The following is a 23,293-nucleotide window of genomic DNA, read 5'->3' as shown; positions in this document are numbered from 1 at the left end:
CATGATGTTCAAACTGAAGCTCCTGCTCTTTCGCTGGTCGCGCAAGCTGAAGCAGTTCAATTACTGGCTCTGGGCTCAGGCCGTTTTTGTGCTGCTTGGCCTGTTGCGCCTGTTTCCAGCGAGGGCTGCCATCAGCTTTTCGGCCAAGGTGGCCCGTCTCGTCGGGCCGCTGACGCCGCGCCACAAGATCGCAACCAACAATCTGCGCAAGGCTTATCCTGAAAAGAGCGACGCGGAGATCGAAGTGATTGCGCGCGACATGTGGGATTCCATGGCGCGCCTTCTGGCAGAGTATATTTTCCTCGATGCGATCTTCGATTTCGATCCCCATGCTGCCAAGCCGGGCCTGATCGAAGTCGATGGCATTCCGATTTTCGAACGCCTGCGCGATGAGAAGAAGCCGCATATCTTCTTCACGGCGCATACCGGCAATTTCGAGCTGCTGCCGATCTGCGCCGCCACATTCGGCCTGAATGTCACCGCGCTGTTTCGCCCGCCGAACAATCCCTATATCGCCAACAAGGTTCTGAAAGCCCGCCATACCAATATGGGCCATCTCGTGCCTTCCAAGGCAGGTGCTGCCTGGGCGCTGGCAGGTATTCTGGGCGATGGCGGCAATGTTGGCATGCTCGTCGACCAGAAGTTTTCGCGTGGCGTGCCGTCGACATTCTTCAACCGCCCGGTGAAAACCAATCCACTGCTGGCAAAGCTCGCGCGCCAGTATGATTGCGATGTCTATCCGGCGCGCTGTATCCGCCTGCCCGGCGGACGCTACCGGCTTGAACTCTATGAGCGCATGGAGCTGCCGCGCGACGACAAGGGCCAGATCGATATCGACGCCACGGCGCAATTGCTCAACGACACGGTCGAGCAATGGGTCCGCGAGTATCCGGGCCAGTGGATGTGGTTCCACAAGCGCTGGGGATAGGATTTTTGCTGTTCATATGATACGGGCAAGCCACGCTGCCAAGGAGACTATCGTCATGCGCCCCATCGCCATTGCCCCGTCCATTCTGTCCGCCGACTTTGCCCGTCTTGGCGAAGAAGTTGATGCCGTACTGGAAGCCGGTGCCGACTGGATCCACATCGATGTCATGGATGGACATTTCGTGCCGAACATCACGTTTGGCCCGCAGGTGGTAAAGGCGATCCGCCCCCGTACCAAGGCATTCTTCGACGCGCATCTGATGATCGCACCGTGCGATCTTTATCTGGAACCCTTTGCCGATGCAGGCTGTGATCTTATCACGGTTCACGCCGAAGCCGGTCCGCATACGCATCGTTCGCTGCAATCGATCCGCGCGCTCGGCAAGAAAGCCGGTATCGCGCTCAACCCGGCAACTCCGGTCGAAGCCATCACCAATATTCTGGATGATGTCGATCTGATCCTGGTCATGACCGTCAATCCGGGCTTCGGTGGCCAGAAATTCATCCACCCGATGCTCGATAAAATCAAGCGCGTCCGTGACATGGTCGGCGACCGGCCGATCGACATTGAAGTCGACGGTGGCGTGACGGCTGAAACCGCTGGCTTGGTTGTCGCCGCAGGCGCCAATGTTCTTGTTGCAGGCTCCGCCGTCTATAAGGGCAATTCGGTCGAATCCTACCGTGCCAACATTCAGGCTATCCGCGCTGCCGCCGAAGCTGCGCGCCGTTAAGGCGTTGAGCAGAGGCCTCACCTCTGCTAAACCGCGCCTATCCCAATTTCCCAAGACCTGCGGCCCGCAACCGGGCCGCCAAAACAGGATTTGCCAATGATCCCGCGCTATTCCCGGCCTGAAATGGTCGCTATCTGGTCCCCAGAGACGAAATTCCGTATCTGGTTCGAGATCGAAGCCTATGCTTGCGAAGCGCTGGCCGAACTGGGCGTCATCCCGAAGGAAGCCGCCAAGACCATCTGGGAAAAGGGTAGTGTGGCGAAATTCGACGTCGCTCGCATCGATGAAATCGAAGCTGTCACCAAGCATGACGTTATCGCCTTCCTGACCCATCTTGCTGAATTCATTGGCCCGGACAGCCGCTTCGTGCATCAGGGCATGACCTCCTCGGACGTGCTCGACACCACGCTCAACGTCCAGCTGGTGCGCGCTGCCGATCTGCTGCTCGCTGACATGGACCGCGTTCTGGCCGCACTCAAGACCCGAGCTTTCGAACACAAGGACACAGTACGCATCGGTCGCAGCCACGGTATTCATGCCGAACCGACCACGATGGGCCTCACCTTCGCGCGTTTCTATGCAGAAATGCAGCGCAACCGCACCCGTCTCGTCGCAGCCCGTGCAGAAATCGCAACCGGCGCGATTTCCGGCGCGGTCGGCACCTTTGCCAATATCGACCCGCGCGTTGAGGAATATGTCTGCGCCAAGCTTGGCCTCGAAGCCGAGCCGGTTTCCACGCAGGTTATCCCGCGCGACCGTCATGCAATGTTCTTCGCGACACTCGGCGTCATCGCCTCGTCCATCGAAAATGTCGCTATCGAAATCCGCCACATGCAGCGCACTGAAGTTCTGGAAGCCGAAGAGTTCTTCTCTCCGGGCCAGAAGGGTTCATCGGCCATGCCGCATAAGCGCAACCCGGTTCTGACCGAAAACCTGACCGGCCTCGCCCGTCTTGTGCGCATGTCGGTCACGCCTGCCATGGAAAACGTCGCTCTCTGGCACGAACGCGATATTTCGCATTCGAGTGTCGAGCGCGCCATTGGCCCGGATACAACCATCACGCTCGACTTCGCGCTCAATCGTTTGGCTGGCGTTGTTGAAAAGCTGGTGATCTATCCGGATAACATGCTGAAAAACATGAATAAGTTCCGCGGCCTGGTGCATTCGCAGCGCGTTCTGCTGGCATTGACGCAGGCTGGCGTGTCGCGCGAAGACGCTTATCGTCTGGTGCAGCGCAATGCCATGAAGGTCTGGGAACAGGGTGCAGACTTCCTTGAAGAACTGCTCGGCGATGCGGAAGTGCGCGCAGCCCTCTCCGAAGAGCAAATCCGCGAGAAGTTCGATCTCGGCTATCACACTAAGCATGTAGACACGATTTTCAAGCGCGTCTTCGGTTAAGAAGATTTCGGCTCTGGCGGGCTGCAAATGGCGTCTTTCTGCGCTTCCGGTGCTCACGTACCTTTAGTACGCTTCGCTCCGGTTCTCGAAATCCACCATTTTCGCCACGCCATAACCAAAATCTAGGTCGCGCCCTTTGACGGCCTCATAAATTGAATCCGAAAAAAACCCCATGTATTTGAAAACATGGGCTTTTTCTATTGTGGGATATTGGCTGTATCAGGCCTTAGTCTTGATGGTGTTGACCACATTCCCCCAGGGATCGACGAAGGAACTATTGTCCCCGCCACGCGTATCCTCCAGCTCGACCCACGCAAGGCCTGTCCGATCCGTATCACGCTTGCCGGCACCGGCGCTCTGCCAGGCATTGGCCGCAATATGGTGGTGGTAACGTCCCGTGGACATGAACACAGCCCGGTCGCCATAGGTCTGCACCGTTTCCAGCCCAAGTTCATTGTGCCAGAAGGTTTCGGCCTCATGGGCGTTACCGACGCGCAGGTGCACGTGGCCGACGACCGTATTCTGCGGTGCGCCGGTCCATTCGCCGCCTTCCGTCTTGATGACATCAAGCAAGCCGCGCACATCAAGCGCTTCCGTGCCCATGTTCACGCGGTCACCGTTCCACTGCCACTTTTCATGCGGGCGGTCGGAATAAATCTCGATGCCGTTCCCTTCCGGGTCGGTCAGGTAAAGGGCTTCGCTGACATCGTGGTCCGAGGCGCCGACAACCGGCAATTGCTTGTCGATAGCCCGGCGTGACCAGCGCGCCAGATCGCCACGCGTCGGCAGCAAGAATGCGGTGTGGTAAAGACCAGCGCTGCGCGGATCATCCGGACGAGCAGCAGAGAATTGTTCGATTTCCATCAATTCGCGATCACCGGCCCCAAGCACGATGGATGCGCCACGACGGCTCATTTCGCGCAGGCCAACGACATCGCGGTAATATTCAGCCAGCGTTTCCGCGTCACGTGCCTTGAGACCAATGCGCGCCACGCGCATCGGTGCGGTCATCGCAAATGGAAGCGGTGCAACAGGACGGGTCGTTTCGGTGACCGGCGTCTTCAATTGCTGTGTCATATCATTCTCCTTCGACGGCATGTCTGCACGCGCGGGCAATATACCGGCCATCACAGCAGCTCCCGTAGCGCCAAGCACCGAACGTCTGCTGATTGTCATGACCTATGCTCTCCTTCGCGTTCTGTTGCCCTAAACATCGCTGTTTGCTGCATCGTTCACAAGATCGCGATCAGCGAACAGGCTGTTCATCATTCGCATTCGCTTTGCGGCACGTCGAGGAGCTTGAAGAACTGATGAAGGCGATCTAAATGGGGGTTATGAAAGTCAAAGACGCAGATATCCTCATTATTCCCGGCTATACCAATTCCGGCCCGGACCACTGGCAGACCCGCTGGGAGAGCAAGCTCTCGACCGCGCGCCGCGTTCAGCAGGCCGAATGGTCAAAGCCAGTGCGCGACGACTGGGTCGGCGAAGTGGTCAAGGCTGCGAATGCTGCAACGAAGCCCATCGTGCTGGTTGCGCATTCTCTGGGTGTAGCGGCAGCCTTGCACGCTATGCCACTGATCCAGCACAAGATCGCAGGCGCATTTTTCGTCGCGCCGCCGGATGTCTCGAACGAGAGCATTCGTCCGAAGCATCTGATGACCTTTGGTCCCTATCCACGCGAGCGACTGCCCTTCCCGACGATTACAGTCGTAAGCCGCAACGATCCTTTCTCAAGCTTCGAAGCTGCCGAAGAGGTCGTGAAGGACTGGGGCGCGATGCTGATCGATGCAGGCGAGTCCGGTCATATCAACTCGGATTCAGGCCACGGCCCTTGGCCGGAAGGCTCGATGGTGTTTGCGGAGTTCATGACGCAACTCCAGGCGCCAAAACAACACTGAAACAAAAGGCGGGTTTCAAACCCGCCTTTTCTCTATTCAACGATCTGGACCGAAGTCAGGCGCGAACAGCGTCCACCAGCTTCTGCGCGGCAAGGCGCAGATAGCCGCCTTCATTGCTGACGGTCACAAAGCGGAAGCCCAGTGGAATATAGCGTCGCGCAAATTCTGGCGACGGCGAGTAGATGCCCGCGATCTTGCCCGCAGCAGCAGCCTTGCGCGCAATATTGCTGATCGGCTCGACGATAGCATCAGAATTCGGATTGGCTTCGCGTCCGTTGCTCCAGGCAATCGAGAAATCCGCCGGGCCGACAAATACGCCGTCAATGCCGCGCACGTCGAGAATGGCGTCCAGCGCATCATAGGCGTCGCGTGTTTCAATCATCGCGAAAGCCAGCGTATCCTGATTTGCCGTGGTCAGATAATCATTGGAACCAGGCGTGCCATAATCGGCATTGGCGCGGAAAACGCCCCACGAACGTTCGCCCACCGGCGGATATTTCATGGAGGCTGCGAACTTGCGCGCATCTTCGGCCGAATTGATCATCGGAGCAATCACAGCCTGCGCACCGAAATCCAGTGCGCGGCTCGCCATGTCGAAGCGACCAACCGGAATACGCACCACCGGCGGCTTTCCCGCATTCAGAACAAGACCCACGCTGCGCAACACGCTTGCCTCGTCATGACCGCCATGTTGCATGTCCAGCGTGACAGCGTCGAAGGCCGTATGGGCAAGGATTTCAACCGTCAGCGGCTCAGGAAGCGACGACCACGCCGAGAGAACGGTTTCACCGGCGCGCAAACGCGAAGACAACGACATAGGGATTTCCTTTATTTCATAACTGGCATTTCACATCTGGTATTTCATAAATGACATTTCGTCGTGGCAGGCAAACAAAAAGAAAGGGTGGAAGCACCATCAGCACATCCACCCCATGATCTTAATCCTGCTGTATCTGGCGGATCGCTTCCTCCAGGAATAGCAGCATCTTCCCGCGGATCGTTTCATCACTTTCGGTGAGGCCTGCCTCATCGAAATCGGCGCGGATCTTGCGAAACACATCATCGTCACCGGCCTCGATAAAATCGGCTGCTACGACATCGCGGGCATAGGCTTCAGCCTCGCTATCCTTCTTGCCAAGGCGTTCGGCAGCCCACAATCCGAGAAGCTTGTTGCGGCGCGCTTCGGCCTTGAAGCGTAAATCAGCATCATGTGCGAATTTCTTTTCGAAAGCATCGCGGCGATCATCCATACCTGTCGTCATTCACAAAACTCCCAAAAACTCCCAGTAGGAAGAGATCGTGACCGATCCCTTGCCTAAAGCTGGCAAGGGGCGCAAGATTATACAAGAGCAGCAAATCAATTTCTTGCGGCTCGTCTATAATCTTGCACTAAAACGCATCCCGAAAAGTGGGAAACAGTTTTCGGAAAGGATGCGCGCCAAAACCAAGGATTGAGCGCCTATCTGATGCAATCAGATCGAAAGGCGCTCTGGAAACACCGAAAACGGGGGAACGGGCACGAAGCAGGATTGTTAAAACCCCTTATTTGCTATAGGTAGCCCGCGAGAATAGCGGCTTAGAGCCGATCACCATAGATATGGAAATCCGAGAAAAGCCATGAACCGTCGCCGCCGTATTTACGAGGGCAAGGCCAAGATTCTTTACGAAGGCCCCGAGCCAGGAACGCTGGTCCAGTTCTTCAAGGACGATGCAACCGCGTTCAACAAGAAAAAGCACGAAGTCGTGGACGGAAAGGGTGTCATCAACAACCGCATTTCCGAATATATTTTTACCCAGCTGAACCGCATCGGAATTCCAACCCACTTCATCCGCCGTCTCAACATGCGTGAGCAGCTGATCAAGGAAGTGGAAATCATTCCGCTGGAAGTCGTGATCCGCAATGTTGCAGCCGGTTCGCTGTCCAAGCGCCTCGGGATCGAAGAAGGCACGGTTTTGCCGCGCTCGATCATCGAGTTTTATTACAAGGCCGACGCGCTCGAAGATCCGTTGGTCACGGAAGAACACATCACTGCATTCGGCTGGGCCAGCCCGCAGGAAATCGATGACATCATGGCGCTTGCCATCCGCGTCAACGACTTCCTCTCCGGCCTGTTCCTTGGCGTCGGCATTCAGCTTGTCGATTTCAAGATCGAATGCGGCCGTCTGTGGGAAGGCGACATGATGCGTATCGTCGTCGCCGACGAAATCTCCCCGGACTCGGCTCGTCTTTGGGATATCAACACCAATGACAAGCTCGACAAGGACCGTTTCCGCCGCGATATGGGCGGACTGGTCGAGGCCTATCAGGAAGTGGCGCGCCGTCTCGGCATCATGAACGAGAACGACTCGCCCCGTCCTTCCGGCCCCGTGCTTGTGAAATAATCTGACCGGCCCGGGAACCTCTGAGACAAAACCTTCCGGGCCGTTTCATTCCCGACCAGCAGTTCCAGATGTTCCGTCTGAAGCTGTGAGAACTAAATCTAGAGCTACAGGAACCACAGAGTGATCAAGGCACGCGTCACCGTTACACTGAAAAACGGCGTTCTGGACCCGCAGGGCAAAGCAATCGTCGGCGCACTCGGCAGCCTCGGCTTCGCTGGCGTCAACTCGGCACGTCAGGGCAAGGTGTTCGACCTCGAACTCGAAGGCGCCGACAAGGCCAAGGCCGAAGCAGACCTGAAGGCCATGTGCGACAAGCTCCTCGCCAATACGGTGATCGAAGATTATTCCATCGCCATCGGCTGAGCCAAACAAAGGAAGCAGACGCTCATGAAATCCGCTGTCATTCTCCTTCCCGGCCTCAATCGTGACCGCGACATGATCGCAGCGCTCACCAAGATCACCGGTCAGGCTCCTGTCACGGTCTGGCAGACCGATACCAGCATTCCGGACGATGTCGACCTGATCCTCATCCCCGGCGGCTTCTCTTACGGTGACTATCTGCGCTGCGGCGCGATTGCGGCCCGTATGCCGGTTCTTCAGGCCGTGCGCGAGAAGGCCGACAAGGGTGTGATGGTCATGGGCGTGTGCAATGGTTTCCAGATTCTCGTTGAAGCCGGCCTGTTGCCGGGCGCGCTGATGCGCAACGCCTCGCTGAAGTTCGTCTGCCGCGAAGTGAAGCTCGAAGTCAGCAATGCCAACACCGCTTTCACCCGCGGTTACCAGCAGAACCAGATCATCCGCTGCCCGGTCGCGCATCATGACGGCAATTATTTTGCCGATGCCGAAACGCTGAAGCGCATCGAAGGCGAAGGTCAGGTCGTGTTCCGTTATGCGGAAGGCACCAACCCGAACGGTTCTGTCAATGATATTGCCGGTATCGTCAATGCGCGCGGCAACGTGCTTGGCATGATGCCGCATCCGGAAAACCTGATCGAAGGCGCCCATGGCGGTGACGATGGGCGAGCGCTATTTGCAGGCGCTCTGGGCATCGCAGCCTGATAGGTTTACCCAAAAAGGGCGTCTCTTGATGAGACCGCCCTTTTTCATTTCCTTCACCGAATTGCATCTTCGGTAAAATAACGTTCCTGCAACCCGCTTTCCAGCCAATCAAAACCAGTCTAGCTTGAAGCCTGTTTTCATGGCAGTTTTGCCTTGGGAGAATTCCTTGGCAACCGAATCGGGGGGACCGCGCAATGCAACTCTATTCAAGACCACTTTCCCCGTACTCAGCTTTCGTGCGCAGCGTTCTCTATCTGAAGGACCTGTCCTTCAAGCCAATCACCCTGCCCTATCCCTTCCCGGCTGATTTTGGTGAAATCACGCCTCTGCGCCGCGTTCCGGTGCTGATTACCAGTTCCGGCGAAACGCTTTTTGAAGCCGTTGTGATCGCCGAATATCTCGAAGATCATTTTCCTGAAAAGCCGCTCTTGCCCGGCACGCCGCGCCAGCGTGCGCTGATCCGGCTTCTGGCCCGCGTGATCGAGCTGGAAGTGCTCGGACCGGCAATGAAACTGTTCATCCTGTTGAGCAAACCGGAGCGCGACAGCGCAACCATCGATCGCCTGTTTGAAAAGCTGAACACCGGCCTGTCGGTAATCGAACATCGCCTTCCAGATACGTTCTACGCCGTCAGCGAAGAACCGACACTGGCTGATGCCTGGTTGCTGCCGGTGCGTTTTCTCATGGAACCATTGAAGAAACTGTCGGGCAAGCCGGATCTGCTGGACGCGTTTCCGAAATTCGATGCATATGCCGCGAAGGCAAAGCAGCACCCGGCCTTTGAGCGCATCTGGAACGAGATGAGCGACGGTCTGAAGGCCTTCATGCCGCAGCTGGCGTAACGGCCAGCAGTATCCTCCGTTTCCTATGATTATTCTTGTCTGCGCGCCTCATAGCCCTCCCCGGCGGCGCGCCCTTTTGGAGTTCGTTTCTTGACGAAAAAGACCATCGCTCTTATCGCCTTGCCTGCGATTGCGCTTCTTGCGGCCTGTACGCCGCGCCCGGCCAGTGGGCCCGTCACGCAAAATGTCAGCAAAGCTGCACTGCCGACAATGGAACGCATCGCGCTGGCCGCCAATAGCTGCTGGTTCAAATCCAAGGATAAGGATTTCCGCAGCTATACACTTGCGCCGGAATTGAACTCCTATAGCGGTCGTCCGCGTATTCTGGTTGTGCCGGGCCACAACCCCGCCGCGCGCCCGCTGCTGGTCGTGCAGGCGGAAGGCAATCCGGCCCGCGTCGAAACCTTCGGTCCTATGCTCCAAGAAAGCCACGGCAACCGCATTCTCAGCGACGTCAACCGCTGGGCATCCGGCCAGAAGGGCTGCTGAAATCAAGAACCCCTCCCGCGATCTCACGGGAGGGGTTCATTCGAACGCATCGCTATTCAACGATAAAGCGACGCGTATAAGTCGTTTAGAATACCGGTCCACTTCCATCAGGTTGGGTTTTTCCCATTCACTTTGTGCCTAGCTTCCGCAAGACCGGCTCTTTCTTCCGGACGGTAGGCTTCAAATTTCGTCCCGCCTGATGCCGATATCCTTAAGCTGTCGATCATCCAGTTCCCTGAGCATCCGCCTTGTCCGCTGCCTGTTCAGAGAAAATCGAACTGCATCGACAATCCATGTCCATACGCTGCGTGTACGGTGCGGCTCATCCGAAGGCGGCTGAGCCCGTAATCTTGCGTTCAAATCACTCTCAAGATCGACGTTCGGAAGAATGGTAATGACGTCAATTACTTCATTGGTTGGTCTGATGTAGTTCATTACAGCAGCCTCCTTATTATAACATTAGCTTTATGCAAATGTTTCAATAATTAGTATGCTAACAACTTCATCAAACTTAACAATTACAACTAGTTAGGCCGAAGTTCTGCCTCACTATTTTGTTGTATTCATTGTAACGATGTTTCTAATGCGTGGCACATATTTTGCGGGTGCAGAATTACTAACCAGCGACCGCGATGCCGGACTTCGCCTTGTGTTATCTCTAGCGGAGATGAAAGCGTACTTTACGCGCTTCGCGTTCCGCTTCGCTTCTCTTGAGGCCAATGTCGCGCAATTGTTCATCTGTCATCTCGTACAAAGCCAAGCGGCTGCGACGCATCATGCTGATGTATGAAAGCCAGCTCAGGAACCGACGCAGCAGGCTCACATCCGCACCCTCTCCCGTCGCAGCTGCCAGCTGGGCATGCAAGCCTTGAGGCAGGTCACTTATGCGATCAGCATCGGGTATCGGTAGAATTGTATCTATTGTCTCGGTCTGCGGTCTGAAGTAAAACATTGTTCGGTCCATTCTTCTGCTCTTTGGATGTTCAACGGGCCAGATTTGAAGTTCTCTAACCGCAAATCTAGATATGATAGCATCGCTCAGCGTAGGAATGACTCTATAATTGACTCCGCAATCGATACAATTTATAAGTTGTCACCATGACAAATTGGATTCCCGACTTATCGAGCAAAACCGGCCCGCTTTACCTGCAGTTGGCGGATGCCATTGAGGAAGCGATTGGCAATGGCGGGCTGCCTGCGGGCGTAAAACTGCCACCGCAACGCAATCTGGCCTTCGACTTGAAGGTGACAATCGGTACAATCGGGCGCGCCTATGCGCTTGCCCATGAGCGCGGGCTTGTGACCGGCGAGGTTGGGCGTGGCACCTATGTGTTGAGCGAGGAGCCATCAGAATCAGGGCTTGTTCCAACGACACTGATTGGCACGAAGCCCGCTGATGTACCGACGGGTAAAATCCGGCTTGATTCCACTTCTGCACCAGAGGTCGGCCAGCATGAAGTGCTCGCCAGGATCAGCAGCGACATTCACCGCGATTTTCAGCAGGAGATTGCCAACTATTCGCGTCAGTTTCCGCAGCACTGGCTGGAAGCAGGTCAGAAGTGGCTCGGCAGGGCTGACTGGCAGCCGGATCTCGACAATATCGTCATCACCAATGGCGCCCAGGCCGCAAGCATTGCCATCATCACGGCTTTCACCAATCCGGGCGACCGAATTCTGTTCGAAAACCTGACCTATGCCCAGATCAGCCGCTCGGTGCGACTTCTCGGACGCCGCACTATTCAGGCTGCGCATGATGAATATGGCCTCATTCCCGAAGAGTTCGAGCGCGCCTGCCGCCAGCAGCACCCTACCCTGGCATTTCTCATGCCGACCCTGCACAATCCAACACTTGCTACCATGACGGAAGAGCGGCGGCGCGCCATAGCCGATATTGCGCGTCGCTATAATGTCTGGCTCATCGAGGACGATATCTACGGCAGCATGTGCGAAAGCGACATTCCGTTGCTGGCGAGTTTCGCACCAGAGCGCACATTCGTCGTGTCGAGCCTCTCCAAAGCCGTGGCCGCTGGTATACGCAGCGGATGGGTTTCCTGCCCGCCGCATTGCGCGCAGCGCGTCAAGGTCACACACAAGATGATGACGGGCGGCGTGGCTTTTCTTCTCGCCGAAACCGGCGCGCAACTCGTGCTTTCCGGTGCAGCCGATGCCATCCGCGAGAAAAGCCGCATAGAAACCAAAGCGCGTGAGGAAATCGCGCGTCGCGTTTTCTCCGGCTTCGATTTTGTGTCCCGCCCCAACATTCCTTTCCTCTGGATGGGCCTGCCCGAACCGTGGCTATCCGGCACATTCAAGGCCGCAGCCTATGAAAGCGGCATTCTGATCGACGATGAGGACGAATTCAAAGCCGGCCGCGTAGATCAGATTTACCATCGGGTGCGCATCGCCTTCTCCTCGCCGATCGACCGAAGCATTGTCGAGAGCAGTTTCCTCACATTGCGCCAACTGCTTGAAAACGAGCAGGCAGGCTATGAGGGCAGCGTGTAAACGCTGCCCGTCACAGGACTGTTGGAGCCTTGATGCGACCATATGCTGAATCAGGCCGGGAAAGCGGCATTTTCCTGTCGCGCTTCCAACAGAGTTAGGTTAAAGAGACCCCTTGAAACCTTAGATGCCCAGCCTTCGGCGGAAGGTTTTCGGGTGCCACAGCCTGCGACGGGGTTGCCCATTCCCATGACTATCTCCAATTCCAATAATCGCGAAATAACGCCGGAACTCATTGAATCCCACGGCCTCAAGCCGGACGAGTATCAGCGTATTCTCGAATTGATCGGACGTGAGCCGAGCTTTACCGAACTCGGTATCTTCTCGGCTATGTGGAACGAGCATTGCTCCTACAAGTCCTCGAAGAAATGGCTGCGCACGCTGCCGACCACAGGTCCGCGCGTTATTCAGGGCCCCGGCGAAAATGCGGGCGTCGTGGACATCGGTGACGGCGATTGCGTCGTCTTCAAAATGGAAAGCCACAACCACCCGTCCTACATCGAGCCCTATCAGGGTGCAGCGACCGGCGTTGGCGGCATTCTGCGCGACGTGTTCACCATGGGCGCACGTCCCGTTGCGGCAATGAACGCACTGCGCTTCGGCGAGCCTGACCATCCGAAGACCCGCCATCTGGTATCGGGCGTCGTGTCCGGTGTCGGCGGCTATGGTAATGCCTTCGGCGTGCCGACCGTTGGCGGCGAAGTGAACTTCGACAAGCGCTATAACGGCAATATCCTCGTCAATGCATTTGCTGCCGGTCTTGCCAAGCATGACGGCATCTTCCTGTCGGAAGCCAAGGGCGTCGGCCTGCCGGTCGTCTATCTGGGTGCCAAGACAGGCCGCGACGGCGTCGGCGGCGCGACCATGGCGTCTGCTGAGTTCGACGAATCGATTGAAGAAAAGCGCCCCACCGTTCAGGTCGGCGATCCGTTTACTGAAAAATGCCTGCTCGAAGCCTGCCTTGAGCTAATGGCCTCCGGCGCGGTTATCGCCATTCAGGACATGGGTGCGGCTGGCCTCACCTGCTCGGCTGTGGAGATGGGCGCCAAGGGCGACCTCGGCATTGAACTCATTCTCGACCATGTTCCGGTTCGCGAAGAGAACATGACGGCCTATGAAATGATGCTTTCGGAAAGCCAGGAGCGCATGCTCATGGTTCTGAAGCCGGAAAAGGAAGCCGAAGCCCAGGCGATCTTCCGCAAATGGGGTCTCGACTTCGCCATTGTCGGCAAGACCACCGACGATCTGCGCTTCCGCATCATTCATCAGGGCGTGGAAGTCGCCAATCTGCCGATCAAGGATCTGGGCGACCAGGCACCGGAATATGATCGTCCGTGGATGGAGCCGGGCAAGCATGCACCGCTCCCGGCCAGCAATGTGCCGCAGGTGGAAGACTATTCGGCAGCACTTCTCAAGCTCATCGGCTCGCCGGATCTTTCGTCGCGCCGTTGGGTCTACGAACAGTATGACACGCTCATTCAGGGCAATTCGCTGCAGGTTCCCGGCGGCGATGCCGGTGTGATCCGCGTTGAAGGCCATGACACCAAAGCGCTTGCCTTCTCGTCGGACGTGACACCGCGTTATTGCGAAGCGGACCCATTCGAAGGCGGCAAGCAGGCTGTTGCCGAATGCTGGCGCAACATCACGGCGACCGGCGCAGAGCCGCTGGCTTCGACCGACAATCTGAACTTCGGCAATCCTGAAAAGCCGGAAATCATGGGCCAGCTCGTCAAGGCCATCGAAGGTATTGGCGAAGCCTGCCGTGCCCTCGATTTCCCGATCGTTTCGGGCAATGTCTCGCTTTACAACGAAACCAACGGTCGGGCCATTCTGCCAACCCCGACCATTGCCGGTGTCGGCCTTATTCCGGATTGGTCGCAGACGGCCAAGATCGGCGGCATGCAGGACGGCGACACGCTGGTTCTGCTTGGCGGCGACGGCTCGCATCTCGGCCAGTCGATCTATCTGCGCGATCTGTTCGATCGTGCAGACGGCCCTGCCCCGACTGTCGACCTTTCGATGGAAAAGCGTAACGGCGAGTTCGTCCGTTCGGCGATCCGTAATGGTCAGGTCACGGCCTGCCACGATCTTTCCGACGGCGGACTGGCGATTGCTGTCTCCGAAATGGCGATCAAGTCCGGCAAGGGCGCGACCCTCAATGCAGGTGACGGCCAGCCGCATGCGGTTCTGTTCGGTGAAGATCAGGCGCGTTATGTGATTGCCGCCACGTCGGAAATGGCCAAGCTCATCGCGCTCAATGCCGAGGGTGCAGGCGTTCCGTTCCGCATTCTGGGACAGGTTGGTGGTGACCGTCTGACTTTTGGCGATACCGTTGATGTCAGCGTCGCAGAACTAACGCAGGCTTTTGAAGGCTGGTTCCCGGGCTTTATGAGCGGCGAGCCGGTCAGCGATAACTGATCGTAGCAAAGCGAACACGACTTCAACGCCCGGATGAATATCTCGTCCGGGCGTTTTGCTTGTATGGATCGCTTGTGTGGCATTTAAACATTAGACAGATACTCATTGACGTTCCACGATGGTGCGGTACGATTCGATGACTAACAACGATAAGAAGCTGGAAACGGCGGGAGTTTTTGCATGGCTATGGACGCTCATGAGATCGAAAAGCTGATACGCGAAGGGATTCCCGGCGCAAAGGTGACGATCCGCGACCTTGCCGGAGACGGGGATCATTATGCAGCCGAAGTGGTCGCGGAGAGTTTCCGCGGCAAGTCGCGCGTGCAGCAACATCAGATGGTCTATGACGCATTGAAGGGCAATATGGGCGGCGTGCTTCACGCGCTCGCCCTGCAGACCAGCGTGCCGGAATAAGGCAAACGCTTTATTGAGCGGATTGCATCTGCTGCGGCAAGATGCTGCCCCTTAAATCCGGCGCTTCGCGCGTATTTGACTTGCTTTCGCCCAAACGGGGTGGTTACGAGCATGTAAATGATTATATTGGGAGAGACCTCCCAATTGTGCCGGAAAACGACCCGGCAAGTTTGTTTGACGCGTGATGACGCCCCATATGTTCTGACGACATTGGGCGCACGCTCTGAAAGGAAACGAGATGACCGGTATTAACGATTTCATCGACAATGAAGTGAAGACCAACGACGTCGTGCTTTTCATGAAGGGCACGCCCGGCTTTCCGCAGTGCGGCTTTTCCGGTCAGGTCGTTCAGATCCTCGACTATCTTGGCGTCGACTATAAGGGCGTGAACGTGCTCGCCTCCGACGAGATTCGTCAGGGCATCAAGGAATATTCCAGCTGGCCGACCATCCCGCAGCTTTATGTGAAGGGTGAATTCGTTGGCGGCTGCGACATCGTGCGCGAAATGTTCCAGTCCAACGAACTACAAGCACTTTTTACCGATAAAGGTATTGCCACCAAGGCTGCTTGAGGATTAATAGCCGGTCATACGGCTTTAGTCTTAGCTTTTTATAAAGGCGCCGTTCATCGGCGCCTTTTCGTTTTTATCCGACGGCAGCTTCTGCCGGGTGCCCCATTTTCGAGATTTCGACGTTCGCACCGCCCTTTTCAGGCGCGGCGCGTCATTATGCCAAGGAATGTCAGTCATGCCGATCGACATAAAGAACGCCTCGCCGGATCAAAAGACCTCCATACACGGGCGCGGCGAATTCATTGCACTGATCGCAGCTGTTATGGCCATCAATGCGCTGGCGGTTGATATCATGCTGCCCGGCCTGCCGCAGATTGGCGCGAGCCTCGGTGTGCAGTCGGAAAACCACGTTCAATTCGTGATCACTGCCTACCTGCTCGGCTTTGGTGTCTCGCAGCTCTTCTACGGACCGCTCAGCGACCGTTTTGGCCGTCGCGCGCCACTGTTCGGCGGACTGGTGATCTATGTTCTGGCAGCGCTGGGCGCCGCCATGGTCAAGGATTTCACCACGCTCATCATTCTGCGTGTGCTTCAGGGGCTCGGTGCAGCCGGAACGCGCGTCATTGCCGTTTCAGTGGTCCGCGACCGCTTTGCCGGCCGCCAGATGGCGGAAGTCATGTCACTGGTGATGATGATCTTCATGATCTTGCCGGTCGTCGCCCCCGCCACCGGACAGCTGATCATGCTGTTCGGCGAATGGCACCTCATCTTCCTTTCAATGGCCATCATGGCGATCATTATCGGCATCTGGGCCTTCATCCGACTGCCTGAAACGCTTCCGACCGACCAGCGCCGTCCGCTGACCGTCAAGAGCGTAGTCGGCGGCTTCGGCATCGTGCTGTCCAACCGCGTCGCGCTGTTCTACATGCTTGGCACATCATTCATCCTCGGCGCGCTGTTCGGCTATATCAACTCGGCCCAGCAGATATTCGTGGAAATCTACAAGCTCGGGTCTTTGTTTCCGCTGGCCTTTGCAGCGGTTGCCATGACGCTGGCGCTGGCTTCATTCCTCAACTCCCGACTGGTTGGGCGTTACGGTATGCGCCGCATTTCCCAGACGATGCTGCTGGTCTTTACCAGTTTCAGCCTGCTCTGGATGGTGCTGTCGATTGTGCTTGTCGATCCTGTGCCGTTCCCGCTGCTGATGGCGATCTACATGACCATTATGTTCTCGTTCAGCCTCGTGACCGCCAATTTCAACGCACTCGCCATGGAGCCGCTGGGCGAAGTGGCAGGCACGGCCTCGTCTGTGCTGGGCTTTGCCCAAACGGTCATTGGTGCCGCACTTGGCGCGATCATCGGTCAGGCCTTTGACGGCACCACCACACCTGTCGCGATGGGTTACGGCGTACTCGGCTTCGTCGCACTGATCTGTGTACTGATTGCCGAACGCGGCAAACTGTTCCGGGTGCAAAACCCGCCTGCCGAACATGTCGTCGGATAAGGCACAAAAAAGCCCGCCAATTGGCGGGCTTTTTTCATTCCTACTCTTCCCAGAGCGCGGCCTGAATGGCCTGCCAGCTCTCCTTGCTCGGCGCAGCCAATATGCCCCCACCGATATGCGACGGGTGATATTCGCTGCCGTCCCAGCGTGCGAGATGGCCGCCAGCTTCCTGATGGATCAGCGCGCCGGGCAAATGATCCCACGGCATGAGCTTGTTGTAGACGGCGAAATGCGCGCCACCGGTCGCGAGAATGCGATATTCATGCGCCGCGCAGCGATAACCGATCTGCGACAGAAATTTCGTGTGATTGCGCGCGAGACGTGAGCGCATCGGCTCAGCCGTATATTGCCATGAAATCGAGCCTGTCATCTGGTTGATACCAGCAGGTTCGGCAACGCGCACCTTTCGCGTGCTGCCGCTGGCATGGCGAACATAGCTACCGCTACCCTTTGCGGCCATGATCCAGTCATTGCCAACCGGATCATGAATGATACCCGCTACGGTCTCGCCCTTCGACACAACGGCCAGCATCACACCAAAGAGCGGCACACCGGATGCGAAATTGAATGTGCCGTCTACCGGATCGATGGTGAAGGCAAAATCGGCATCGCCGAGCCCATCGAGCACGGCTGGATTGTCGGAACAAGCTTCCTCACCCACGATCATCGCATCGGGATAACGCTCTTTGAGCTTCGCGGTGATAAAGCGCTCTGCATTGACGTCGGCTTCCGTTACCAGATCGGCCGGCGACGTCTTCTGCCGGATGCCGTCCGCATCAAGCGTGCGGAAACGCGGCATGATTTCCTGTTGGGCGGCCTCCGCCAAAAGATCGGCAAGCCAGTCAATCTGGCCTTCATCAAAGCGCACTGTCATTCCCCTCATTCTTCCCGTCTCGTTGGCCAGCCATCAGGCCTGCGAAATCAAACAGCTTACGGTCCAGAAGGTGGCTCGGGCGCACATTGGTCATGGCGCGGATCATCGTATCCTTACGGCCCGGCATGCGCTTTTCGATATCCGTCAGCATGGCCTTCATGGCGTTGCGCTGGAGCCCTTCCTGGCTGCCGCACAGATCGCATGGAATGATCGGAAACTGCATGGCCGTCGCAAACTTTTCCAGATCGTCTTCCGCAGCATAGGCCAGCGGGCGGAACACCATCAGGTCGCCTTCGTCGTTCAGAAGTTTTGGAGGCATGGCGGCGAGACGCCCGCCATGGAACAGGTTCATGAAGAAGGTTTCGAGGATATCCTCGCGATGATGGCCGAGAACAATCGCCGAGCAGCCTTCCTCACGCGCGATACGATAAAGGTTGCCACGACGCAGGCGCGAACAGAGCGAGCAATAGGTGCTGGTCTCTGGCAGCTTTTCCGTCACGATCGAATAGGTGTCCTGATATTCGATGCGGTGCTCGATGCCATAGCGATTCAGGAAGTCGGGCAGGATGTGCTTTGGAAAATTCGGCTGCCCCTGATCCAGATTGACGGCCAGCAGTTCCACCGGCAGCAGTCCGCGCCATTTGAGGTCGAGCAGCAGCGCCAGCAGGCCATAGGAATCCTTGCCGCCGGACAGACAGATCATCCAGCGCTCGCCGGGCTTCACCATAGCAAAGTCTTCGATAGCCTGACGCGTCAGACGCAGAAGGCGCTTGCGCAGCTTGTTGAATTCGACCGAAGCGGGCACTTCGCGAAACAGCGCATGGCAACCGTCTCCGCTGGTGTCTTCCGATATACCGGGCGAATTATCGGGCGCAATGTTCAGATCGAAAGCGTTCATGGTTCTTCTCGGATGCTGTCTCGTACTGCGCTTTACATACAGAAAAGCCGCCCATGGGGAAACCATGGGCGGCCATTTCTTTGCGATAAGTGGTGCCCGAAGGCGACCAGATTAACGCGAATAGAATTCGACGACGAGGTTCGGTTCCATCTGGACAGCGTAAGGCACATCCGTCAGGGTCGGAACGCGGGCGTAGGTCGCAACCATCTTGTTGTGATCTGCTTCGATGTAGTCAGGTACATCTCGTTCTGCGAGCTGAACAGCTTCGAGAACAACAACCAGCTGCTTCGACTTTTCACGAACTTCAACAACGTCACCGGCCTTCAGGCGGAAGGACTGGATGTTGACGCGACGGCCGTTCACGTTCACGTGACCGTGGTTGATGAACTGGCGTGCAGCGAAGATCGTCGGAACGAACTTTGCGCGGTACACAACAGCATCCAGACGCGATTCGAGAAGACCGATCAGGTTTTCACCCGTGTCGCCCTTACGGCGAGCGGCTTCGTCATAGGTCTTGCGGAACTGCTTTTCCGAGATATCGCCGTAGAAGCCCTTGAGCTTCTGCTTGGCGCGCAGCTGCACACCGAAGTCCGAGAGCTTGCCCTTACGGCGCTGGCCGTGCTGGCCCGGGCCATATTCACGACGGTTAACCGGGGACTTCGGACGACCCCAGATGTTTTCGCCAAGACGGCGGTCAATCTTATACTTTGCGGATTCGCGCTTGCTCATCGCATTTCCTTCAAAAAGTTAGTGCGCCATACGGCGCAGACAGGAAACGCGCCCTCCTCTGCCCTCCGTTTTCGAGGACTGACAGGATGAAGCGCGCAGCAGCGATCTTCATCCACGGGACACGTCAAATGAAACGCCAGCGCGTTAAAGCGCCAGCGATGCCGGGCTTTTAGTCATGTGCATGTCATCTTGTCAAGTTCGAACGCTTGCCAAAGCCCTGATAACCGGGCGTTTAAAGCGTTTTTCGTCCTCTTTTGCAACATATTGCCATCAAGCGTGAAGGAACGCGGCCTCTGTTTCCCGCATTATGCAGTCGGGGCTGTAGAAGATGAGGTGTTCATCGGTGTTGCTGGTCCTGCCCCGTTTCCTATCCCGCAAAGGTTCGATTGCCGCAGTTCTCACCATCAGTTTGTTCGCTCCCGCTGGAGCGGCGGTCCTTTATCCTCAGCCCGCCCAGGGGCAGACATTCATCGAAAAAATCCTGAAACGCGATGCGCAAAAGGCCAAGCAGCAGCGCAAGCGTCCGTCAGCGAAGTCGCAAAAGAAGCGGCAAAGCAAGCAGCCTGCCCCCCGACAGGAACAGAAAGCGCCCGAAAAACCGACATCCCAGTCGGCATTGCCTGTGGTTGTTCCCGTTCCGACACCTGCTCGCCGACCAGAAACGGTCCCGGAGGCAGCGCCAGTGCCTACTCCGACGCCAGCCCCAGCATCCGCACCGGAATCAAAACCGGATGAGAAACCCGAACCGAAAAACGAGGCGCAGCCTGCTGTCATCGTTCCGTCTGAGAAACCAACTCCGCCCGAACAAGCCGAGCCGAAACAGCCTGAACCCGCAAAACCTGCACCTGACGAGCGCGTTTATCAGGTCGCCTGCCCTGCGCTTATTTCCGGCGACGTCGAAGGCAAGCTCCTGTCGCCCATTGAGGATGGCGCACAATGCGGCGTTCATTCGCCGCTATCACTGACGGCAATCGGTAAGGATGAACCGCTCAAGCTCGCAAACCCCGTCAAGACAAATTGCGCCATGGCGGTGACACTCGCCCAATGGAGTAACGACGTGAAAAATGCCGCGCAGGATATCTACGGCAAGGACATCAAGATTACGCAAATCGGCACCGGCTCTGATTATCAATGCCGCAAGGTGAATGGCGCGTCGACAGGCCGCGTCTCCGAACATGCGTTTGGCAATGCGCTCGACATCATGTCCTTCACGTTCTCTGACGGCAGCAAGACGGAGCTGGAAAGCGGCTGGAACGGAGCCGACAAGGAAAAGGCCTTTTGGCGTGCGGTGCATGGCGCAAGCTGCAAGCTATTCATGACCGTTATCGGCCCCGATGGCGATGCCGCCCACCGCACCAACATGCACCTTGATCAGGGCTGCCACGGCAAAAGCTGCACGGCCCGGATATGCCAGTGAGCCAGGCTCAAGATCTAGTCACGAGAGTTTTACTCTAACCGCCCGGAATTCATAAAAAAATCCAAATCCGGTTTCTACTCTGATGCCGTATTATCGATTCCAGAACGGTTCTGATTAGGATAGAATCGTTGGGACCGCTCTTGTTGCTTATTTTGCACGGTTTCCGAAAAGGATGTGGGGCATGCAATTGACCAAAATTATACTTTCCACCATTTGCGCAATCGGCTTTGCGGGCGCTGCCCACGCAGACGCCGTTCCGAAACGCTCGAAAGATTTCACCGGGAACTACCAGACTTTGGTCAAGGACCAGCATGCCTCGCCGCAGGTCGCCGATTGCGTGGCCAGCGGCTATGATCTGGTGAAGAAGGACAAGAAATACGACCGTCTGGGCTTTACCAAGGATGATATTTCGTCGGCAACGACCAATGATACGTCGTCGAAGTTCAGCACAAAGGACCCGCGCAAGGTATCTGCCGTGATCTCGGTGCCGGGCGAAGCGCGCATCAAGAGCACTGGCTATAAATGGGATGGCGTCAACCTGCGTTGCGGCATCACCAATGGCAAACTGACCGCCATCGAGCTGGTTCAAACCAAAGCCGCTGAGTAAGCCCAGCGGCAACTGCCAGACCAAACGGAGCACCTGATCACAAGTCAGGTGCTCTTTTTGTCTTCGACGTGCTCAGGCAGGCCTTTGCGCTTGGTCTCGGCAAATTCTTCCAGTTCCTTCTCGGTCATCGATTGATACATTTCCTCCGATGCGCCGAAAAGCTCGCCGACCCTGATCTCGCCGCGCTTGGCCGCAAGTGCAGCGCCGGCGGCTTTCTGCTGGGCTTGAGATTTTGCAGGCATGGCATCTCCTCCTGTTACGCCGCCCCAAGGCCAACGTGCTGGACAGGAATCAGTTCCAGCCTGCTATTCCTGTTCGCTATCGAAACGGGAGCGAGCGCTGCGCAACGCCGTCCGGTTTGCGACCGCCCATTGACCCAGACTGTCGATAGGCCCCGCCAGCGAATGCCCCAGTTCGGTCAGCGAATATTCCACCTCCGGCGGTGATGTCGGGCGCACATGCCGCGACACCAGCCCGTCACGTTCAAGCGAACGCAGCGTGACGGTCAGCATACGCTGCGAGATTCCTTCAATTTCCCGCCGTAAGGCGTTGAAACGCATGGAGCCGCTCTGCAAACTGAAGACGACGAGAATGCTCCACGTGTCACCCACGCGGTCGAGCACATCACGGATCGGGCAAGAACCCTTGCCGTCCGTCTCAAAGGCCGGTGTTGAAGACAGGAGCGGCGTCTTGGCGTCTGGTCGTGTCGGTATCGTCATAGTCATTCTTATCACATACTCGCTTCATCGGATCAAACCGGATGCTTCAATCTTGCCTCCCGGCTTCAAGGTTCAGACCTTGGATCAAACCTCGCGCTGGCGAACTTCTACCATGATCCTGATTGTTCCAACGCTGATCGTCTTGCCTTTTGGGCGGTTACTTCCATGTTTCCTGCCCATGTAGAAGTGCGTTCTTCACAAGCCCTCAAGCCTGACATATGTGGTTACCAGAAATAACCTGATTATGAAACATACCTTATAACACAACGCTACGAAAGCGTAAGGAAGGAACTGGAATGGCTAAAATCGCACTCATCGGCGCGACGGGTTTTGTTGGCGCTGCAATCCTCAAGGAAGCAGCATCGCGCGGTCATCAAGTTACAGCGCTGGTTCGCCACCCGGAAAAGGTAGAAAAGCTTGCCAATGTGACCGCAGTCAAGACGGACGTGTACGACACGGACGCGCTGGCCAAGCAGCTTTCCGGACAGGACATCATCATTTCCGCTTTCAATCCGGGCTGGGGCGACACGAATATTCGTGAAAACCACATCAAGGGCAGTCGCTCAATCAACGAAGCTGCCAAGAAGGCAGGCGTCAAGCGCCTCATCGCTGTCGGGGGCGCGGGCAGCCTGTCGATCAACGGTCAGCAGCTTGTCGATTCTGCTGAGTTCCCTGCAGAATGGAAAGAAGGTGCTCTGGGCGCTCGCGAAGCCCTGAACGAACTGCGCGCAGAAAGCAGTCTCGACTGGACCTTCGTATCCCCTGCAATCATGCTTCAGCCGGGCGAACGCACAGGCAAGTATCGTCTTGGCGGCGACGAGCCGGTTTTCAACGACAAGGGCGAAAGCGTCATTTCGGTCGCCGATCTGGCTGTCGCCATTGTGGATGAAGCCGAACAGGGCAAGCATATCGGCAAGCGCTTCACCGCTGCCTATTGATTACAGCCTCGCGATCGCGTTCGATCCTGTCGA

The 23,293-nt window shown here is 56.8% G+C and carries 29 protein-coding genes; 18 read left to right on the top strand and 11 right to left on the bottom strand.

The window, feature by feature from the left end:
- Position 1: 1 nt before the first annotated feature.
- From QBD01_RS06215 to purB, 3 genes are all read left to right on the top strand, one after another.
- Complete coding sequence (locus QBD01_RS06215; protein WP_182520302.1) at positions 2–928, top strand: lipid A biosynthesis lauroyl acyltransferase; 927 nt, start codon at positions 2–4, stop codon at positions 926–928.
- A gap of 55 nt (positions 929–983) precedes the next feature.
- Positions 984–1,658, top strand: a complete 675-nt coding sequence (gene rpe / locus QBD01_RS06210; protein ID WP_280992011.1) for a ribulose-phosphate 3-epimerase — start codon at positions 984–986, stop codon at positions 1,656–1,658.
- Positions 1,659–1,754: 96 nt separating this feature from the next.
- Positions 1,755–3,056, top strand: a complete 1,302-nt coding sequence (purB, locus tag QBD01_RS06205; protein WP_280992010.1) for an adenylosuccinate lyase — start codon at positions 1,755–1,757, stop codon at positions 3,054–3,056.
- A gap of 219 nt (positions 3,057–3,275) precedes the next feature.
- Here purB and QBD01_RS06200 read toward each other — a convergent pair whose 3' ends face one another.
- Positions 3,276–4,232 (bottom strand): VOC family protein, encoded by a 957-nt coding sequence (locus QBD01_RS06200; RefSeq protein WP_392391311.1) that lies wholly within the window; start codon positions 4,230–4,232, stop codon positions 3,276–3,278.
- 158 nt (positions 4,233–4,390) lie between these two features.
- Between QBD01_RS06200 and QBD01_RS06195 the strand changes: the two genes are divergently transcribed.
- Positions 4,391–4,957 (top strand): alpha/beta hydrolase, encoded by a 567-nt coding sequence (locus tag QBD01_RS06195; protein ID WP_182520479.1) that lies wholly within the window; start codon positions 4,391–4,393, stop codon positions 4,955–4,957.
- Positions 4,958–5,012: 55 nt separating this feature from the next.
- Here the strand turns inward: QBD01_RS06195 and QBD01_RS06190 are convergent, their stop codons facing one another.
- Together QBD01_RS06190 and QBD01_RS06185 are read right to left on the bottom strand one after the other, a co-directional pair.
- On the bottom strand, positions 5,013–5,780 hold the full coding sequence (locus QBD01_RS06190; RefSeq protein WP_280992124.1) for an HpcH/HpaI aldolase/citrate lyase family protein: 768 nt from the start codon (positions 5,778–5,780) through the stop codon (positions 5,013–5,015).
- Positions 5,781–5,895: 115 nt separating this feature from the next.
- Entirely contained in the window at positions 5,896–6,219 is a 324-nt protein-coding gene (locus QBD01_RS06185; RefSeq protein ID WP_280992009.1) for a DUF1476 domain-containing protein, read from the bottom strand.
- A 37-nt stretch (positions 6,220–6,256) separates the two neighbouring features.
- Between QBD01_RS06185 and QBD01_RS06180 the strand changes: the two genes are divergently transcribed.
- From QBD01_RS06180 to QBD01_RS06155, 6 genes are all read left to right on the top strand, one after another.
- The gene (locus QBD01_RS06180) at positions 6,257–6,412 is read left to right on the top strand and encodes a hypothetical protein (RefSeq protein ID WP_280992008.1); all 156 of its coding nucleotides are present in this window, start codon (positions 6,257–6,259) and stop codon (positions 6,410–6,412) included.
- A gap of 162 nt (positions 6,413–6,574) precedes the next feature.
- On the top strand, positions 6,575–7,339 hold the full coding sequence (gene purC / locus QBD01_RS06175; RefSeq protein WP_113533538.1) for a phosphoribosylaminoimidazolesuccinocarboxamide synthase: 765 nt from the start codon (positions 6,575–6,577) through the stop codon (positions 7,337–7,339).
- Positions 7,340–7,459: 120 nt separating this feature from the next.
- Positions 7,460–7,702, top strand: a complete 243-nt coding sequence (gene purS, locus QBD01_RS06170) for a phosphoribosylformylglycinamidine synthase subunit PurS (protein WP_182520300.1) — start codon at positions 7,460–7,462, stop codon at positions 7,700–7,702.
- Positions 7,703–7,726: 24 nt separating this feature from the next.
- Complete coding sequence (gene purQ, locus QBD01_RS06165; protein WP_280992007.1) at positions 7,727–8,398, top strand: phosphoribosylformylglycinamidine synthase subunit PurQ; 672 nt, start codon at positions 7,727–7,729, stop codon at positions 8,396–8,398.
- A 194-nt stretch (positions 8,399–8,592) separates the two neighbouring features.
- Entirely contained in the window at positions 8,593–9,240 is a 648-nt protein-coding gene (locus QBD01_RS06160) for a glutathione S-transferase family protein (RefSeq protein WP_280992006.1), read from the top strand.
- A gap of 90 nt (positions 9,241–9,330) precedes the next feature.
- The gene (locus QBD01_RS06155; RefSeq protein WP_113533537.1) at positions 9,331–9,729 is read left to right on the top strand and encodes a hypothetical protein; all 399 of its coding nucleotides are present in this window, start codon (positions 9,331–9,333) and stop codon (positions 9,727–9,729) included.
- Positions 9,730–9,909: 180 nt separating this feature from the next.
- On the opposite strand, the gene QBD01_RS06150 is transcribed toward QBD01_RS06155, so the two are convergent.
- Together QBD01_RS06150 and QBD01_RS06145 are read right to left on the bottom strand one after the other, a co-directional pair.
- The gene (locus QBD01_RS06150) at positions 9,910–10,164 is read right to left on the bottom strand and encodes a DUF1127 domain-containing protein (protein WP_280992005.1); all 255 of its coding nucleotides are present in this window, start codon (positions 10,162–10,164) and stop codon (positions 9,910–9,912) included.
- A 223-nt stretch (positions 10,165–10,387) separates the two neighbouring features.
- The gene (locus QBD01_RS06145; RefSeq protein WP_280992004.1) at positions 10,388–10,693 is read right to left on the bottom strand and encodes a DUF1127 domain-containing protein; all 306 of its coding nucleotides are present in this window, start codon (positions 10,691–10,693) and stop codon (positions 10,388–10,390) included.
- 134 nt (positions 10,694–10,827) lie between these two features.
- Here QBD01_RS06145 and QBD01_RS06140 point away from each other — a divergent pair, with 134 nt between their 5' ends.
- From QBD01_RS06140 to grxD, 4 genes are all read left to right on the top strand, one after another.
- A complete protein-coding gene (locus QBD01_RS06140; RefSeq protein ID WP_280992003.1) occupies positions 10,828–12,234 on the top strand; it encodes a PLP-dependent aminotransferase family protein in 1,407 nt (468 codons plus the stop codon).
- A gap of 186 nt (positions 12,235–12,420) precedes the next feature.
- Positions 12,421–14,649, top strand: a complete 2,229-nt coding sequence (gene purL / locus QBD01_RS06135) for a phosphoribosylformylglycinamidine synthase subunit PurL (protein ID WP_280992002.1) — start codon at positions 12,421–12,423, stop codon at positions 14,647–14,649.
- 180 nt (positions 14,650–14,829) lie between these two features.
- A complete protein-coding gene (locus QBD01_RS06130) occupies positions 14,830–15,063 on the top strand; it encodes a BolA/IbaG family iron-sulfur metabolism protein (RefSeq protein WP_007874594.1) in 234 nt (77 codons plus the stop codon).
- Positions 15,064–15,301: 238 nt separating this feature from the next.
- Positions 15,302–15,634: a Grx4 family monothiol glutaredoxin gene (gene grxD / locus QBD01_RS06125; RefSeq protein ID WP_078338449.1), complete on the top strand. Its 333-nt coding sequence runs from the start codon at positions 15,302–15,304 to the stop codon at positions 15,632–15,634.
- Between the two features lie 30 nt (positions 15,635–15,664).
- Here grxD and QBD01_RS06120 read toward each other — a convergent pair whose 3' ends face one another.
- Positions 15,665–15,823: a hypothetical protein gene (locus tag QBD01_RS06120; protein WP_280992001.1), complete on the bottom strand. Its 159-nt coding sequence runs from the start codon at positions 15,821–15,823 to the stop codon at positions 15,665–15,667.
- Here QBD01_RS06120 and QBD01_RS06115 point away from each other — a divergent pair.
- Positions 15,810–17,078 carry a multidrug effflux MFS transporter gene (locus QBD01_RS06115; protein ID WP_280992000.1) on the top strand — a complete coding sequence of 423 codons (1,269 nt, stop codon included), beginning with the start codon at positions 15,810–15,812 and terminating at the stop codon, positions 17,076–17,078. The two genes, QBD01_RS06120 and QBD01_RS06115, sit on opposite strands and share 14 nt — an antisense overlap.
- Positions 17,079–17,118: 40 nt before the next feature.
- Here QBD01_RS06115 and QBD01_RS06110 read toward each other — a convergent pair whose 3' ends face one another.
- The 3 genes from QBD01_RS06110 to rpsD all read right to left on the bottom strand — a co-directional run bounded on the left by QBD01_RS06110 (position 17,119) and on the right by rpsD (position 19,579).
- Complete coding sequence (locus QBD01_RS06110) at positions 17,119–17,946, bottom strand: inositol monophosphatase family protein (RefSeq protein ID WP_280992123.1); 828 nt, start codon at positions 17,944–17,946, stop codon at positions 17,119–17,121.
- A complete protein-coding gene (gene ttcA / locus QBD01_RS06105) occupies positions 17,936–18,850 on the bottom strand; it encodes a tRNA 2-thiocytidine(32) synthetase TtcA (protein WP_392391310.1) in 915 nt (304 codons plus the stop codon). The genes QBD01_RS06110 and ttcA overlap by 11 nt, the downstream gene beginning before the upstream one ends.
- 111 nt (positions 18,851–18,961) lie before the next feature.
- Positions 18,962–19,579 (bottom strand): 30S ribosomal protein S4, encoded by a 618-nt coding sequence (gene rpsD / locus QBD01_RS06100; RefSeq protein ID WP_078338446.1) that lies wholly within the window; start codon positions 19,577–19,579, stop codon positions 18,962–18,964.
- A gap of 328 nt (positions 19,580–19,907) precedes the next feature.
- Here rpsD and QBD01_RS06095 point away from each other — a divergent pair, with 328 nt between their 5' ends.
- Together QBD01_RS06095 and bspC are read left to right on the top strand one after the other, a co-directional pair.
- Entirely contained in the window at positions 19,908–20,996 is a 1,089-nt protein-coding gene (locus QBD01_RS06095; RefSeq protein ID WP_280991999.1) for an extensin family protein, read from the top strand.
- Positions 20,997–21,177: 181 nt separating this feature from the next.
- Positions 21,178–21,603, top strand: coding sequence for a type IV secretion system effector BspC (gene bspC, locus QBD01_RS06090; protein ID WP_280991998.1), 426 nt, complete (start codon positions 21,178–21,180; stop codon positions 21,601–21,603).
- 44 nt (positions 21,604–21,647) lie between these two features.
- On the opposite strand, the gene QBD01_RS06085 is transcribed toward bspC, so the two are convergent.
- Both QBD01_RS06085 and QBD01_RS06080 read right to left on the bottom strand, forming a co-directional pair.
- Complete coding sequence (locus tag QBD01_RS06085) at positions 21,648–21,845, bottom strand: DUF3008 family protein (RefSeq protein WP_280991997.1); 198 nt, start codon at positions 21,843–21,845, stop codon at positions 21,648–21,650.
- 63 nt (positions 21,846–21,908) lie between these two features.
- Positions 21,909–22,322 (bottom strand): helix-turn-helix domain-containing protein, encoded by a 414-nt coding sequence (locus QBD01_RS06080; RefSeq protein ID WP_078338443.1) that lies wholly within the window; start codon positions 22,320–22,322, stop codon positions 21,909–21,911.
- A gap of 296 nt (positions 22,323–22,618) precedes the next feature.
- On the opposite strand from QBD01_RS06080, the gene QBD01_RS06075 reads away from it, so the two are divergent.
- Complete coding sequence (locus tag QBD01_RS06075) at positions 22,619–23,260, top strand: NAD(P)-dependent oxidoreductase (RefSeq protein WP_280991996.1); 642 nt, start codon at positions 22,619–22,621, stop codon at positions 23,258–23,260.
- The last annotated feature ends 33 nt before the right edge of the window (positions 23,261–23,293 follow it).

It is taken from the genome of Ochrobactrum sp. 19YEA23, assembly GCF_029909865.1.
In the GTDB taxonomy this organism is placed as follows: Bacteria; Pseudomonadota; Alphaproteobacteria; order Rhizobiales; family Rhizobiaceae; genus Brucella; species Brucella gambitense.
This window is presented reverse-complemented; position numbering and strand designations above follow the sequence as displayed.

Excerpts from the sequence above, each read along its gene's own strand:
- QBD01_RS06140 (WP_280992003.1), top strand. The coding sequence starts at position 10,828 with ATGACAAATTGGATTCCCGACTTATCGAGCAAAACCGGCCCGCTTTAC.
- QBD01_RS06150 (WP_280992005.1), bottom strand. The coding sequence starts at position 10,164 with ATGAACTACATCAGACCAACCAATGAAGTAATTGACGTCATTACCATT.
- ttcA (WP_392391310.1), bottom strand. The coding sequence starts at position 18,850 with ATGAACGCTTTCGATCTGAACATTGCGCCCGATAATTCGCCCGGTATA.
- QBD01_RS06085 (WP_280991997.1), bottom strand. The coding sequence starts at position 21,845 with ATGCCTGCAAAATCTCAAGCCCAGCAGAAAGCCGCCGGCGCTGCACTT.
- QBD01_RS06160 (WP_280992006.1), top strand. The coding sequence starts at position 8,593 with ATGCAACTCTATTCAAGACCACTTTCCCCGTACTCAGCTTTCGTGCGC.
- QBD01_RS06195 (WP_182520479.1), top strand. The coding sequence starts at position 4,391 with ATGAAAGTCAAAGACGCAGATATCCTCATTATTCCCGGCTATACCAAT.
- QBD01_RS06130 (WP_007874594.1), top strand. The coding sequence starts at position 14,830 with ATGGCTATGGACGCTCATGAGATCGAAAAGCTGATACGCGAAGGGATT.
- QBD01_RS06200 (WP_392391311.1), bottom strand. The coding sequence starts at position 4,232 with ATGACAATCAGCAGACGTTCGGTGCTTGGCGCTACGGGAGCTGCTGTG.
- QBD01_RS06075 (WP_280991996.1), top strand. The coding sequence starts at position 22,619 with ATGGCTAAAATCGCACTCATCGGCGCGACGGGTTTTGTTGGCGCTGCA.
- purC (WP_113533538.1), top strand. The coding sequence starts at position 6,575 with ATGAACCGTCGCCGCCGTATTTACGAGGGCAAGGCCAAGATTCTTTAC.
- QBD01_RS06080 (WP_078338443.1), bottom strand. The coding sequence starts at position 22,322 with ATGACGATACCGACACGACCAGACGCCAAGACGCCGCTCCTGTCTTCA.
- purQ (WP_280992007.1), top strand. The coding sequence starts at position 7,727 with ATGAAATCCGCTGTCATTCTCCTTCCCGGCCTCAATCGTGACCGCGAC.
- rpe (WP_280992011.1), top strand. The coding sequence starts at position 984 with ATGCGCCCCATCGCCATTGCCCCGTCCATTCTGTCCGCCGACTTTGCC.
- grxD (WP_078338449.1), top strand. The coding sequence starts at position 15,302 with ATGACCGGTATTAACGATTTCATCGACAATGAAGTGAAGACCAACGAC.
- QBD01_RS06115 (WP_280992000.1), top strand. The coding sequence starts at position 15,810 with ATGCCGATCGACATAAAGAACGCCTCGCCGGATCAAAAGACCTCCATA.
- rpsD (WP_078338446.1), bottom strand. The coding sequence starts at position 19,579 with ATGAGCAAGCGCGAATCCGCAAAGTATAAGATTGACCGCCGTCTTGGC.
- QBD01_RS06185 (WP_280992009.1), bottom strand. The coding sequence starts at position 6,219 with ATGACGACAGGTATGGATGATCGCCGCGATGCTTTCGAAAAGAAATTC.
- QBD01_RS06120 (WP_280992001.1), bottom strand. The coding sequence starts at position 15,823 with ATGTCGATCGGCATGACTGACATTCCTTGGCATAATGACGCGCCGCGC.
- purB (WP_280992010.1), top strand. The coding sequence starts at position 1,755 with ATGATCCCGCGCTATTCCCGGCCTGAAATGGTCGCTATCTGGTCCCCA.
- purL (WP_280992002.1), top strand. The coding sequence starts at position 12,421 with ATGACTATCTCCAATTCCAATAATCGCGAAATAACGCCGGAACTCATT.
- QBD01_RS06215 (WP_182520302.1), top strand. The coding sequence starts at position 2 with ATGATGTTCAAACTGAAGCTCCTGCTCTTTCGCTGGTCGCGCAAGCTG.
- bspC (WP_280991998.1), top strand. The coding sequence starts at position 21,178 with ATGCAATTGACCAAAATTATACTTTCCACCATTTGCGCAATCGGCTTT.
- QBD01_RS06095 (WP_280991999.1), top strand. The coding sequence starts at position 19,908 with ATGAGGTGTTCATCGGTGTTGCTGGTCCTGCCCCGTTTCCTATCCCGC.
- QBD01_RS06145 (WP_280992004.1), bottom strand. The coding sequence starts at position 10,693 with ATGGACCGAACAATGTTTTACTTCAGACCGCAGACCGAGACAATAGAT.